Origin of the sequence: Petrimonas mucosa, from assembly GCF_900095795.1 — a bacterium.
Lineage (GTDB): Bacteria > Bacteroidota > Bacteroidia > Bacteroidales > Dysgonomonadaceae > Petrimonas > Petrimonas mucosa.
In genome coordinates, this window is sequence record NZ_LT608328.1 from 1,268,011 (window position 1) to 1,281,859 (window position 13,849).

The window sequence follows — 13,849 nt, forward strand, 5'->3', positions numbered from 1 at the left end:
TTTTTTGTTATCCGACTGCTATTTAGATGGCCGTTTTATTTACGGTGACAAAATAACATCGGTTGGTCTACTTCTCTTCTATGATTTTAATAAACTCGTTCACCAGCTCGCTAACGCTGAAAGGTTGACCTTCCACCCGGTTGAACCGGTCTATCTTGAGGTCGTTGAACTGGCCCGACAGGTAGGATGCAAAGTGGCCGGTATTTTGTTCAGCCACGATAATCTTTTTGTACCTTTTCAGGATATCGTAGGTGTTACGCGGCAAGGGGCTGATAAACCGGAAGTGGGCCAATGCCACCCTCTTCCCCTTGTCCTGGATGCGCATCATCGCTTCCAGTAAATGGCCGTAAGTTCCTCCCCAGCCTACGATCAACGTGTCGGCATCACTGCTGCCGATCACCTCCTGTTCGGGGATGAAATCGGCAATCTTCTCGATCTTGGCCTTGCGGGTATTCACCATCAACTGATGGTTCTCGGGATTAGACGAGATTACGCCTGTCAGGTAATCCTTTTCCAGTCCTCCGATGCGATGCATGAATCCTTTGGTGCCCGGTACGCTCCAATACCTGACCAGGCTCTCCTTGTCGCGGAGATAAGGCCTCCACTCTTCACTCTCTCCGGTAAACTGTTTCTGAACATAGGGCGGAGTGATGGCGGGGTACTCGTTCAGATCGGGAATCTTCCATGTAGAGGCTCCGTTGGCAATATATCCGTCAGTTAGCAAAATTACCGGAGTCATATGTTCCAGTGCAATCTTCGAAGCCCAGTAGGCGCTGTCGAAACAGTCGGTGGGTGTGGTGGCGGCAATCACTACCAGCGGACTCTCGCCATTTCTGCCGTAAAGTGCCTGGAGCAGGTCGGCCTGTTCGCTTTTTGTGGGCATCCCCGTTGAGGGGCCACCCCGCTGTACGTCGATCACTACCAGCGGCAATTCGGTCATGACGGCCAATCCCAGTGCCTCGCTTTTGAGTGATAACCCCGGACCGGAGGTGGATGTGGCTCCCAAGCTTCCGGCAAAGCTGGCGCCGATGGCGGTGCAGATACCGGCAATCTCATCTTCCATTTGGAGTGCCTTTACCCCCAGGTTCTTCCTTGCGGAGAGCTCCTGAAGGATATCGGTGGCCGGTGTGATGGGGTAGGAGCCGAGAAACAGCTGTACACCCGCCTTCTCGGCAGCCGCTATCAGTCCGTACGCCGTGGCGGTATTGCCATTGATGTCGGTATAAAGACCTTTGCCGGTTTTTACGGTGTCGATCCGATAGGTGCTGGCTGTCAGGTGTGTATTGTGACCGAAATTATATCCGTCGGTCAATGCTTTTATGTTGGTTTCAACCAGTTTTGGCCTTTTCTTGAATTTGTCCCTCAGCAACTGTTCAGCAATTTCGATCGGCCGGTTAAAAAGCCAGCAGACGATGCCAAGAGAAAACATGTTCTTGCTGCGCAAGATATCTTTGTTTTCCATCCCGCTATCGGCCAGTGACTCCTTGGTCATCGAGGTGATGGGAACCGGAATGGGTTGAACGTAACCGAGGTCAAGTTCGTTAAAGGGATCTTCACTCTTGAACAGTGCTTTCTCCAGATCTTTGCGGGTAAAGGAATCGGTATCGAAGATCACGATTGACCCTTTTTTCAGGTGTTGCCGGTTGACCTTCAGAGCGGCTGGATTCATAGCAACCAGTACATCGGCTTTGTCCCCAGCATTGAAGACATCCTTCGATCCTACCCGAACCTGAAAACCTGAAACTCCGTTTAACGTGCCTTGCGGCGCGCGAATCTCTGCCGGATAATCGGGAAATGTGGCGATTTCATTTCCGAAAATAGCAGACAAGGTGGAAAATAACGTTCCGGTCAACTGCATCCCGTCGCCCGAGTCGCCGGAAAACCGAATCGTTACCTGCTTCAAATCTGTAATAACAGTTTCATTTGTCATAATAAATGTTTTGATTTATAAATCATTAACCTCTATGCGTGGTTTTTCAATCGGGCTCAGAAAAATTGCTGCTTCAATCTCCTGACAGGTTAATACCATTGTTGATAATGAAGTTGCAAAGTAACAAAAGAGTTGGGGAAAAAGCAAATTTTTATCCGGATTTGAATCTACCTCCGCTCAATGTTTGCTCCCAGTCTGTTCAACCTTAAATCGATATTCTGATATCCCCGGTCGATCTGATCGATATTGTGAATGGTGCTTACTCCCTTGGCGCTCATTGCCGCTATCAGCAGGGAGATCCCGGCGCGAATATCGGGTGAGGTCATGGTCATTCCGCGGAGTCTGAACCGGTCGCCCAGGCCGATCACTGTTGCCCGGTGGGGGTCACACAGGATAATCTGCGCTCCCATGTCGATAAGCTTGTCCACGAAAAAGAGACGGCTTTCAAACATCTTCTGGTGAATCAATACGCACCCCTCTGCCTTGGTGGCGACAACCAGCATGACGCTCAGCAGGTCGGGTGTGAGTCCCGGCCATGGGGCATCGGCCAGTGTTAGGATCGATCCGTCGATAAATGATTCGATGGTGTAGCTCTCCTGTGGAGGGATGTAGAGGTCATCACCCTGCTGTTGGACCGTAATTCCCAACTTGCGGAAGCTCTCGGGGATGATTCCGAGATTTCCTACCGATACGTTCTTTATGGTCACCTCCGATGTGGTCATTGCTGCCATCCCGATAAAACTGCCCACCTCGATCATGTCGGGGAGCAACCTGTGACGGCATCCCCCAAGTCTTGTAACTCCATTTACGATGAGCCTGTTGGAACCGATCCCCTCGATTTTTGCCCCCATGCCGACCAACATCTTGCTCAGTTGCTCCACATAGGGTTCGCATGCAGCATTGTAGATAACGGTTTCACCTTCTGCAAAGACTGCTGCCATCAACAGGTTGGCAGTTCCGGTCACCGATGCCTCGTCCAGCAGGATGTACTGGCCGCGTAGCCGCTCGGCAGAGAGTGAAAAGAGTTGTTTCTCCTCATCGAAACCCAGTTTTGCCCCGAGCTTCATGATCCCGTTGAAGTGGGTATCGAGCCGCCGGCGACCGATCTTGTCGCCTCCCGGTCTGGGGACAACAGCTTTTCCAAATCGGGCCAGAAGCGGGCCGATTATCATGATCGATCCGCGCAGGGCGGCGATCTTCTTCATGTAATCTTCGGTCTTGGTAAACTCCAGATCTATGGATGACGCCTTGAAGGAATAGGTGTCGGGACTCAGTTGCCGTACCTCCACACCCATATCCTTGAGCAACGCGATGAGGTTGTTCACGTCGAGGATGTCGGGAATATTTTCGATCACAACCTCCTCTTCAGTGAGGAGTGTGGCGCAGATGACCTGCAACGCTTCGTTTTTGGCTCCCTGGGGGACTATTTCGCCCTTCAGTCGATGCCCGCCTTCGATAATAAATGATGCCATACGTCGATTTTCTATGTCAGAATTGGGTGAGTACAAATTTACGGAATTTAGTGTTAACCTGCCCCATGTTTTGCACAACCCCTTAAAATATCCATACTTCGGGCTCCAGTCCGATGTTGAATCTGGTTTGTACCTCTTGCTGGATCTCCCGGACAAAGTCGAGAATCTCGCTACCGGTCCCGGTTCCATAATTCACAACGATCAGCGCGTGCCGGTCGTAAATACCTACATCTCCCTTTCGTCTCCCTTTGTAACCCGCTTTTTCGATCAGGTATGCCGCCGAGGTCTTATAACTGTTATTGCCAAAACGGTATATGGGTGCATCGGGTAGTAGCTTGAGCAGCTCATCCTTCTCCAGTTCAGTCAAAACCGGATTTTTGAAAAAACTTCCGGCGTTGGGTAATTTCAGGTGGTCGGGAAGCTTGCGGGTGCGGATCCGGATAACGGCATCCCTCACCTCTTGTAGTGAAGGGTGGGGATTCCCCTGCAGTTCCTGCTTCAGATCTGCATATTTTTCCACATAGCTGAATTTTTTTTGCAACCTGAAGATTACCGAAGTGATTACAAATCTCCGGGTCTCTTTAAAGATGCTGTTGCGATAGGTGAAGCCGCATGCGGCATTTGTGAAGCTCTCCCTGTTGCCGCTGACGCTATTCACCGCTTCGACGCGGGTAATCACATCCTTCACTTCGGTGCCGTAAGCGCCGATATTCTGTATCGGGGCGGCTCCCACTGTTCCGGGAATAAGCGAGAGATTCTCTACTCCTGCAAAACCTCTGGAGACGCAAAACGCCACGAAATTGTCCCAATCTTCCGCTGCTCCCGCTTCAATCTCCACCCAGTCGTCGTTCTCCTTCAAAACCTGGATGCCGGAGATGTCGGGTTTGATGACCAGACCGTCGAAATCACGGGTAAAAAAGAGGTTGCACCCCTTTCCGATAACCAGTTTATCCTCAGATTTATATCTGGCAAGAATCTGCTGCAGCGCGGCAACGGTTGCCGGCTGTGCGAAAAGTTTGGCCACTGCTCCTGTCCTGAAGGAGTTGTAGGGTTGTAACTGGATATTATGTTGAATCTCCATTCGAATCGGGTAGCTATCTGTAGATAAGAAAAACAGTCGGCTTCTTGTGCATGTCGGGCAGATTGTCTCTCCATGCCTTTACCGGTTTTGTTACAATATATTCATCTTCACACGAGATGTTCATCGCAATGCATAGCAAGGTTTCCGCTCTGCAATGCTGTAGGATCTCCTCTGCCAGTTTCCGGTTGCGGTAAGGTGTTTCAATAAAGAGTTGTGTCTGGTTTTCCGAATAGGCACGGTTTTCCACCCTTTTCAGCATCTTTATCCGCTCCCCCCCATCAATGGGAAGATAGCCGTGAAAGGCGAAGCTCTGCCCGTTGAATCCTGATGCCATTACCGCCATAAGCAGGGAGGAGGGGCCCACCAGCGGCACCACTTTGATCTTTTCTCCTTGTGCAATGGCCACTACATCAGCCCCCGGGTCGGCAATGGCCGGACACCCTGCCTCGGAGATGATTCCCACGCTCTCTCCCCGCCGGATCGGCTCGAGGTAAGCCGAGATGTGATGCCGGTCGGTATGTTCATTCAGTTCGTAGAATGTAAGCGAGTCGATATCGATCTTCGTATCGCATTGTTTCAGAAACCGTCGAGCCGTACGGATATTTTCGACGATAAAGTGACGTAATCCGGAAACTATCCGGATATTATGCGCGGGCAACACCCTGTCGACCGGCGTACTTCCCAATGTTGTGGGAATCAGGTATAGGAGCGCTTCTTTCATATGAGACGGTGTAGAGCCATATACTTCCATAAGGGGGCAGCCATGGTTGCCTGGATGATTTCGCCATTGATCAGCAACTCTTTTAGCTCCTCGAGCGAGAAAAGATGTACCGATAGATCTTCCGATTCTTCAAGGGCCTGATCGTTTATCTTTTCCACATCTTCAGCAATAAAACAGTAGGAGAGGTTGGTATTTGCACTTGCGTTGGGCGAGAGAGTGATGAATTCACTCCATCTCCCGTTCCCGTAGCCGGTCTCCTCCATCAACTCCCGCTTTGCCGATTCGAGTGGCGACTGGTCATATTTTTCACAAACGCCTGCACACAGTTCATAACAGACCTGGCCGATGCCATGACGGTACTGTTTCACCAGGATGAATTTCTTCTCGCGGGTAACAGCAATGATATTTACCCAGTTGGCATATTCCAGCACGTAATAGTCGGAGGCAATGGTGCCGTTGGGTAACTGCAGGCGCTCCTTCCTCACGGTCAACCACGGCTCATGGTGAAGATATTCGCTCTCCAGCACTTCCCAATGCAGGGCTTTGTTATCGCTTTTCAGAATCATGGGTGGACATTTTCCTGCAAAATTAGGCAAAAATGTCCATAGATATGCTCTTTTTACCAATCAATAACCGAACCTGAGGAGGTCGCCGACTGAGTGGATCGATATCTTTTGGGCGAATTCACCGATCAGGTTGATGTCGGCAAGCGCCATGAAGAGAATCACGGTAAAGGCAATTCCGTATAAGCTGCCGGTAATGTGTGCGGAGTGATTGATCCCCCCGCCCTGTTTTTTGTCGAGTGCGACAGAGATGAGCAGGAAGATGGTGCCGAAAAGGAAGGCGGGAAGCCAGATCGGGATAAAGAGGATGCCCATGAAATTCATCGGATGGATCAGGATATATGCGAAAATTACGGCCGAAACCGCTCCCGACGCACCCAGACCTCGGTAGTTGGTGTTGTTTTTCTGCTTAAAGTAGGTGGGCAGGATCGATATGGGTAGTGCAGTCAGGTAGAGCAGCAGGTAGCAGATAACACCTGTCTGGTCGCCAAGTACCGTCTTGAAGGTGTGCTCGATTACTCCGCCAAAGAAATAGAGCGTGAACATGTTGAAGATAAGGTGCGCGTAGTCGGCATGCAGTACGCCGTAGGTAAAAAAGCGATACCATTTTCCAGGCCCGGTTTCCGCGGGCCGGAAAATGAATCGCTCCATTATCGTGTAGTTGCCGAAAGCGACTACTGATATCAGTACGGTAATTCCGATGATCAGGAATGTAATCATCCCTATTTTGTGGCAGCTATTACCCCGCGGAAATAACCAATCGATTCGGCGATACCGAGGAACGGGTCGTCCATGTTGCGTTCATGTTCCAGGCTGCATACTCCGTCGTAACCCACTTTCCGGAGCATCTTGACAAATGCCGGGATATCTAGGATTCCACGTCCGATTTCAACCGAGTAACCCTGCTTGGAGGCACCCGTCACATCCTTGATGTGAATGTCGAAAACGCGCGACTTGTATCTCTTCAGATCCTTTACGGGATCTTTTCCGTTACGGCGGTCGTGGCCGATGTCGAGACACATCCCGATACGCGGATCAAGATCCTTTACATTGTTCCAGACATCTTCAGCGTCGGGATAGAGCGGCATGTCGGGTCCATGGAGGTGGATGGCATACTTGAAGTCATACTCCTTCACCTTCTTGTCAACGTAGGGCAAGAGGTCATAGTTGGGGACGCCAACAATCATCTTCACCCCCACACGCTTCGCATACTCGAATGCCTTGTCTACCTCCTCCTGCGACCGCATATAGATGGGCCCCACGGCGTAGCCGGTCACGTTTTTGGCTTTCAGCTTGGCGTGAAAAGCGGCAATCTGTTCATCGGTACTGTTCAGTGGCAGGTGAAAATCCTTGATGCAAAGGTAGTGTACATCGCAACGCTGCATGATTTCCAGCGTCTTGTCCAGATCGAACTTCACAAAGGTGTATCCGGCCATTCCCAGCTTAAATTTCTCGGACGTCTCAGGTGCCGGTTGCGGATCGGGCCGTTGTTGCGCATGAACCAACAGGGAAAATAGTACCCACGTTAGCAATAATAATGTTTTTCTCATCTTGCGTTAAATTAAAAGGTGTTATGTGTTCGTCCACAAAAGTACAAATTTTAAGGAGAAACGGGAACTAAAAGTCAATTTTGTTCAAAAAAACCTCTTACTTTGTGAAAAAATCATCCGGTTGATACAGAGATGGGGGATGCCGGATGCTACATGGAGAAATAGATCGGCCAGTCATGATTGGATCAGTTGATAAAAAATAACCAAAAATATAAGATTATGAGAACAGTGCCTTTTTATGTAGCAGCGTTATCGCTTGTTTTGATGATTGGATGTGCTCCAAGGGAGAAGGGTTTCAAAGTGAGATTTGACAGCTCCAAGGAGGTGTCGGGCAGGAAGTTTGCCATAAAGGATATTAACCCAGATCTGCCGGCCGATTGGGATGATTTCAACTATGTGGTACTGGAGTTCAGGATTACCACGGCTCAGCGCTTTCACGTGGGTTTTACCACCGACAACGGATACAACGAACTCCGTGTAATGAGTTATGTGCCCAATGCCTGGAACCGGCTCGCCATACCGTTGCGTTTTTTCAGGGAACTTCCCGACGCGAGGCACGATCTTGCGGCAACATACAACCAGCCGCGTTATACCGGCTGGATTAACCTGGGCGGAAAACGGGGAGCCCTGCACGGGGTCGATTCGATCGGGATCAGGATGAGGGCGCCGATTGGAAATCCTGAGTTCGAGATCCGGAATATTACCCTCACGGTCGATGATCCGGGTGACGAGTACCTGGAGCCTGTCCCTGCCATCGATGAGTTTGGTCAGTCGAACCTGGTGGAGTATGAGGGCAAAATTACCTCCCTCGAACAGCTGCAGGCTGAATGGAAAACCGAGGAGGAAGAGACGGTAGATAGCACTCTCTACAACTATTCGAAATTTGGAGGTTATAAGCAGAAGCGGGTGAAGGCGACCGGTTTTTTCAGGACCGAACAGATCGATGGGAAGTGGTGGTTTGTCGATCCGGAGGGCTACCTGTTCCTCTCGGTAGGGGTAGACTGTATACACCCCACGCCAGGTGGATTGGCAAAAGATGTGGATAAACGCGAGAAGATGTTCAAGGTGCTACCTCCCAGGGAGCTGTTCCCGGCTGATCCCCGCCATCCGAACGACTATTCGTTCGGAGAGTGGAACCTCTATCGCCGTTACGGTAATGATTACAGGCAAAAAGCGAGTGAGGCGGTTATTCGCCGGATGGAAAAATGGGGGATCAACACCATTGCCAACTGGTCGAGCGCCGAGATCATGAAGATGAACCGGAAGGCGTTCGTTACCTCCATGCGGACAGCCGGGGTTGAAGGGCGACTCATGGGTCTTGCCGACGTATATGCTCCCGGTTTTGAGGAAAATCTGGATGAGGCGATGAGAAATTCAGTGGGCGTGCAAAAGGAGAATCCCTGGGTGATCGGTTTCTTTGTAGGGAACGAACCTGCCTGGATCGGAAATGAGGAGCGGGTTTGTGCAATTATCATGGAGGGAGAGGATTGCCCCATCAAGCAAAAATTGACGGAATATTTTGCCCTGCACGGGAGATCGCCTGAATCGTCACGGAAGTTTATCTGGGAAACCTTTGAGCGATTTATCCAGGCAGTAAACAGGGCACAAAAGAGGTATGCTCCCAACCACCTGAACCTGGGTTACCGGTTTGGAAATCTGGATGAGATTGCGGATGAAGTGTTGTTGATCTGTAGCAGGGCCTTCGATGTGCTTAGTTTCAACAGTTACTCCCTTGCCCCCAGCAAGAGCATGATGGATAGGGCATTGCGATTGACTAACCTGCCGATGATCATCGGGGAGTACCATTTCGGTACTGTAGACCGGGGGTTGGCCCAATCGCTCTGGCAGGTGGATACGCAGGAGGAACGGGGGGTTGCCTATCGTTACTATACAGAGCAGGCATATGCTCACCCCGGTCTGATCGGTACAGCCTATTTTCAATGGAACGATCAGGATATCACCGGCAGGCGATACGACGGGGAGAATTACAACTGCGGGTTGATCGACGTTACCGATCGCCCCTACAGGCATCAGGTAGAAGCAATGCAGGAGACGGCAAAGGTTCTTTTTGACATACATATGGGGACAAAGGCACCGTACGACAGGAAACCGGGTCGGGCCCGCGGCCATGGCGCCATCCCCGATCTGTGGGAATAACCCTTTCATCTCTATGAGCACTTTTTTCGTTACTTTGCAGACAATTTAAGGTAAAAGATACGGATGATTCCTATATTTGAATCCTGGAGGCAACCGGTGAAGCTTCTGTTTATGGCTGTGGCAGTTGCTGTTGTCCTGGTTTCGCTTGTTTTTTCGAACAGGCTTGTAAAGCAGTTGGCAAAAGAGGAACGGAGCAAGATCGAGATATGGGCGGCCGCCATGGAGTTGTTGCCCAAAAGCGGTGAGAGCAGCGACATGAAACTGGTGTTGCAGATTCTGCAAAGCAACAAGACGATTCCGGTAATCTTGCACGACAAGACGGCTGGCTCCTTTTCCGCCAACAACCTGAAGATCCCAGAAGGGGATGCGAGCGGTTACCTGCTGAAAAAGACAGTCGAGTTTGAAAAAAAGCATGCTCCCATTGTGCTTGAAGAGCTCAACCAGTATCTCTATTATGACGACTCCTACATCCTTAAACGGCTGCAGCTCTATCCCTATGTACAACTCTCGGCAATTGTCGTCTTCATAGTATTGGCCTTTACGAGCCTTGTCAGTTCGCAAAGGGCGCAACAGAACAAAATCTGGGCCGGCTTGTCCAAAGAGACGGCACATCAGCTGGGAACTCCGCTCTCGGCCTTGACGGCATGGACGGAATATTTGAAACTGAGGAGCTTCGATCCGGTATTGATTGCCGAGATAGACAAGGATGTGGATCGTCTCAGGGTGATTGTCGACCGGTTCTCCAAAATCGGTTCCGTTCCGGAGACCGGCACCGCCGTATGGCAGGAGGTGGTGAGGCGATCGGTCGCATATCTGGAAAAACGGATTTCCGGCAAGGTGGAGCTGCGCTTCAAGTTTCCCGAATCACCGGTTGTCGTACAGCTCAACGAACCATTATTCAGCTGGGTGGTGGAGAATCTGACCAAGAATGCAGTTGATGCGATGGGGGGTGAAGGGGTGATCACCTACACGATGGGAGAGAGAGGAAATTACTGTTACCTCGATATTGACGATACCGGGAAAGGTATTGCCAAATCGAGATTCAACCGCATCTTTCAGCCTGGCTTCACGACCAAGGAGCGGGGGTGGGGATTGGGGTTATCCCTGGCAAAACGGATAGTGAAGGAGTATCACAACGGTAAGATCTTTGTAAAACAGTCGGAAATCGGGAAAGGGACCACTTTTAGAATTCTGTTGAGGAGAAGATGGTAATCTCGCGCGCTTCCGCGTACTTCTTCAGCAATTCCACCGAATAGGAGGTTGCTTCGGGCAGACCCTTCCGGCCGGAATAGCCGTTAATGATCATCAACAGGTGGGTTGTCTCCGCTGTAATCTTTGTACGTTCCTCGTCGCTGGTGGGGGTGCCTATTCCACCCATCTCATCGCGATATACCGGCAATCCTTCAATATTCAGCAGCCCGCGTCCGATCGCCTCAAACCTCTCGCCAGCCATGCCCACGCCCAGTTCGAGGTTGCCCCTTATCTGGTCGAGATCGAATCCGCCGATGGAATAGCCGGTCTTCAGTGAAACCAGGTTGATCAGGTCGACCAACGTATCGATAGGGTAGAGGCTGTTGCCCTTCATGATCCTCCTGCAAAGCGCTTCGGCAGATGGCCGGTACCTGTTCGGGTCCTTTCCCAGTTTTTTGTATGCCTGGCGCGTGGCAAGAATGGCCTCCCGCTTGTTTATCTCCTCCATGCTGTACCGCGACCGGAATTCTGCCGAGAATGCTTCCAGTTCTTCCCATAGTTGGTTGTTGTGTGGAGTGTTTTTAACCTTGCACCGGATGGCGGAAAGACAGAATTGGGGACAAACCCTTAAAATCTCGTTGCTGACAGTAAGCTTCACTTCGTTCATGTTGATTCAATCCCTATGAAAAAGAACCACAAAATTACAAAATATCAACCAATCTTTTGGAAATCTGACGCAATGAAATGAATTCATGAAAAATAAGCCATGAAAAGTTGTGAAAAACCGGAGCAATGACTATATTTGTGTGAGTTTTTGTTTTTCCATGACTGAAGAGAAAAAAAAGTTGTTGACTGACCTGGAGTTTCGAGTAAGACAGGTGATGTACATGTGCGACACCCTCAGAAATGAAAATCATCGGTTAAGATCTGATTTACAGGTTGTACAACAACAGCTTGTTGATAAGACGGAGCAACTCGACCAGCTGAAAACAAAATACGATAGTTTAAAAACGGCAAGAACCATTACTGCTGCATCGGTGGATGTTAAAGTTGCCAAGAACAAGCTGTCCAAGTTAGTGCGAGAAGTTGATAAGTGCATAAATTTATTGAGCTGAAGGTAAAATTTATGCTATGGGCGACGAAAAATTTTTATTAACATTGGAAATTGACGGGAGGAAGTACCCTCTGAAGATCAAACAATCTGAAGAGGAGGCTTTCAGAAAGGCCGCCAAAACAATACACAATAAAATCAATCAGTACCGGGCCAAATTTGGGGAAAACCCCGATCTGACCGTACAGGACTTTATGGCATTGATAGCCATACAGGCATTGGTAGAGAATTTTTCTATTGAGAGTAAGAATAATACGAAACCCTATGAAGATACCATCGGTTCGTTGATCAAGGAACTGGATATCTTCCTGCAGAAATAGAACAGACCCCGATTATCGGGAGTAACTTGCATCGCACTTTTATACGGTTGATTCCTATCATGCCGTAAAGGTGCGTTTTTTTGTTGGAAATTGATTGAGTGTTAAATATTTAATATAGTAGAGTTGTTTCCTGTATTCGTTTGGTAAATTGGGTGCAGGAATTTTATAAATCATTAATAAACATAAGTATGGAAATAGTTATAGGAATTATCGGATTAATTATCGGGGCAGTTCTTGCCTGGTATTTAACCGGTAAGGCAGCCAATTCACGAGCTCAGAATATCTTGAGCGACGCTGAAAAAGATGCTGAGGTAATCAAGAAGAATAAGTTGCTGGAGGCCAAGGAGGAGATCATCTCGATGAAGGCCGAGGCTGAAAAGCAGGCCAACGCACGTGCCTCGAAACTGCAGATTGCAGAGAATCGATTGAAACAGAGAGAGATGTCTTTGAATCAGCGGCATGAAGAGTTGAGCAAGAAGGGACAGGAGATCGATACGATCCGTCTTAATCTGGAGAACCAGCAAGAGCTGCTCGATAAAAAGAGTGCCGAGTTGGAGAGAATTTACCGTCAATCGCTCGAACAGCTGGAGGCGATCTCGGGGCTTTCGGCAGATGAAGCCAGGGAGCGACTGATCGAGTCGATCAAGGAGGAGGCGAAAACCAACGCCCAGTCGTACATCAACGAGATCATGGAAGAGGCGAAGATGACGGCAAACAAGGAGGCCAAGCGTATCGTTGTACAAAGCATTCAGCGGGTAGCTACCGAAACGGCTATCGAGAACGCCGTCACTGTCTTCCACATCGATTCGGATGAGGTGAAAGGTCGCATCATCGGACGTGAGGGACGCAACATCCGCGCACTGGAGGCTGCAACCGGGGTAGAGATTGTTGTGGACGACACCCCCGAGGCGATTGTGTTGTCGGGTTTCGATCCTGTACGGCGTGAAATTGCCCGCCTATCGCTGCATCAGCTTGTTGCCGACGGTCGTATCCACCCGGCCCGGATCGAGGAGGTGGTTGCGAAGGTGAAAAAGCAGATCGAGGAGGAGATCGTAGAGACCGGTAAGCGGACAGTAATCGATCTCGGTATCCACGGGATGCATCCGGAGTTGATAAGGCTGATTGGAAAGATGAAGTATCGCTCCTCATACGGACAGAACCTGCTGCAACACTCCCGCGAAACGGCCAATCTCTGTGCCATCATGGCTGCAGAGCTTGGATTGAATCCGAAGAAGGCTAGACGTGCCGGGTTGTTGCACGATATTGGAAAAGTTCCCGATGATGAACCGGAGTTGCCACACGCTTTGCTTGGTATGAAACTGGCGGAGAAATACAAGGAGAAGCCCGATATCTGCAATGCGATCGGATCACACCACGATGAGGTGGAGATGACAACTCTTCTGGCTCCGATCGTGCAGGTTTGCGATGCGATCTCAGGTGCCCGTCCGGGAGCAAGACACGAAATCGTGGAGGCGTACATGAAGCGCCTGAATGACCTGGAAAACTTGGCACTTTCCTATCCCGGCGTGGTGAAGACTTATGCCATTCAGGCCGGTCGCGAACTGCGGGTTATCGTGGGTGCCGACAAGCTCGACGATCAGGATACCGAGAAACTCTCTGCAGAAATTGCCAGAAAGATCCAGACCGACATGACCTATCCTGGACAGGTGAAGATAACCGTAATCCGTGAAACGCGGGCGGTAAGCTATGCGAAATAGGAGGGACTAAAAAGTATATGACAAAAAAAGCCGCA

General features: G+C 50.0%; 13 protein-coding genes. 5 read left to right on the plus strand and 8 right to left on the minus strand.

Translation table 11 applies throughout. The features are described 5' to 3' along the window. Window positions 1-67 precede the first annotated feature (67 nt). The 7 genes from ING2E5A_RS05035 to ING2E5A_RS05065 form a co-directional block, all read right to left on the minus strand. A complete protein-coding gene (locus tag ING2E5A_RS05035; RefSeq protein WP_071136465.1) occupies window positions 68-1,930 on the minus strand; it encodes a 2-oxoacid:acceptor oxidoreductase subunit alpha in 1,863 nt (620 codons plus the stop codon). A 167-nt stretch (window positions 1,931-2,097) separates the two neighbouring features. Further along, on the minus strand, window positions 2,098-3,402 hold the full coding sequence (gene murA, locus ING2E5A_RS05040; RefSeq protein ID WP_071136466.1) for a UDP-N-acetylglucosamine 1-carboxyvinyltransferase: 1,305 nt from the start codon (window positions 3,400-3,402) through the stop codon (window positions 2,098-2,100). An 82-nt stretch (window positions 3,403-3,484) separates the two neighbouring features. After that, window positions 3,485-4,483 carry a UDP-N-acetylmuramate dehydrogenase gene (gene murB, locus ING2E5A_RS05045; RefSeq protein ID WP_071136467.1) on the minus strand — a complete coding sequence of 333 codons (999 nt, stop codon included), beginning with the start codon at window positions 4,481-4,483 and terminating at the stop codon, window positions 3,485-3,487. Window positions 4,484-4,496: 13 nt separating this feature from the next. Further along, a complete protein-coding gene (locus ING2E5A_RS05050) occupies window positions 4,497-5,204 on the minus strand; it encodes an SAM-dependent methyltransferase (RefSeq protein WP_071136468.1) in 708 nt (235 codons plus the stop codon). Continuing rightward, window positions 5,201-5,770 carry an NUDIX hydrolase gene (locus ING2E5A_RS05055; RefSeq protein WP_071136469.1) on the minus strand — a complete coding sequence of 190 codons (570 nt, stop codon included), beginning with the start codon at window positions 5,768-5,770 and terminating at the stop codon, window positions 5,201-5,203. Before ING2E5A_RS05055 ends, ING2E5A_RS05050 begins: the two co-directional genes overlap by 4 nt. A gap of 60 nt (window positions 5,771-5,830) precedes the next feature. Then, complete coding sequence (locus ING2E5A_RS05060) at window positions 5,831-6,487, minus strand: rhomboid family intramembrane serine protease (protein WP_071136470.1); 657 nt, start codon at window positions 6,485-6,487, stop codon at window positions 5,831-5,833. Between the two features lie 2 nt (window positions 6,488-6,489). Further along, window positions 6,490-7,317, minus strand: a complete 828-nt coding sequence (locus ING2E5A_RS05065; protein WP_071136471.1) for a sugar phosphate isomerase/epimerase family protein — start codon at window positions 7,315-7,317, stop codon at window positions 6,490-6,492. A 219-nt stretch (window positions 7,318-7,536) separates the two neighbouring features. On the opposite strand from ING2E5A_RS05065, the gene ING2E5A_RS05070 reads away from it, so the two are divergent. Both ING2E5A_RS05070 and ING2E5A_RS05075 read left to right on the plus strand, forming a co-directional pair. Then, on the plus strand, window positions 7,537-9,474 hold the full coding sequence (locus ING2E5A_RS05070) for a hypothetical protein (RefSeq protein WP_154670036.1): 1,938 nt from the start codon (window positions 7,537-7,539) through the stop codon (window positions 9,472-9,474). Between the two features lie 63 nt (window positions 9,475-9,537). Next, a complete protein-coding gene (locus ING2E5A_RS05075; protein ID WP_071136473.1) occupies window positions 9,538-10,686 on the plus strand; it encodes a sensor histidine kinase in 1,149 nt (382 codons plus the stop codon). On the opposite strand, the gene ING2E5A_RS05080 is transcribed toward ING2E5A_RS05075, so the two are convergent. After that, complete coding sequence (locus ING2E5A_RS05080; protein WP_071136474.1) at window positions 10,658-11,332, minus strand: B3/B4 domain-containing protein; 675 nt, start codon at window positions 11,330-11,332, stop codon at window positions 10,658-10,660. The two genes, ING2E5A_RS05075 and ING2E5A_RS05080, sit on opposite strands and share 29 nt — an antisense overlap. A gap of 157 nt (window positions 11,333-11,489) precedes the next feature. Between ING2E5A_RS05080 and ING2E5A_RS05085 the strand changes: the two genes are divergently transcribed. The 3 genes from ING2E5A_RS05085 to rny all read left to right on the plus strand — a co-directional run bounded on the left by ING2E5A_RS05085 (window position 11,490) and on the right by rny (window position 13,814). Continuing rightward, window positions 11,490-11,780 carry a hypothetical protein gene (locus tag ING2E5A_RS05085; RefSeq protein ID WP_071136475.1) on the plus strand — a complete coding sequence of 97 codons (291 nt, stop codon included), beginning with the start codon at window positions 11,490-11,492 and terminating at the stop codon, window positions 11,778-11,780. Window positions 11,781-11,796: 16 nt separating this feature from the next. Further along, window positions 11,797-12,096: a cell division protein ZapA gene (locus ING2E5A_RS05090; RefSeq protein WP_071136476.1), complete on the plus strand. Its 300-nt coding sequence runs from the start codon at window positions 11,797-11,799 to the stop codon at window positions 12,094-12,096. A 188-nt stretch (window positions 12,097-12,284) separates the two neighbouring features. After that, window positions 12,285-13,814 (plus strand): ribonuclease Y, encoded by a 1,530-nt coding sequence (gene rny / locus ING2E5A_RS05095; RefSeq protein ID WP_071136477.1) that lies wholly within the window; start codon window positions 12,285-12,287, stop codon window positions 13,812-13,814. Window positions 13,815-13,849 lie beyond the last annotated feature (35 nt).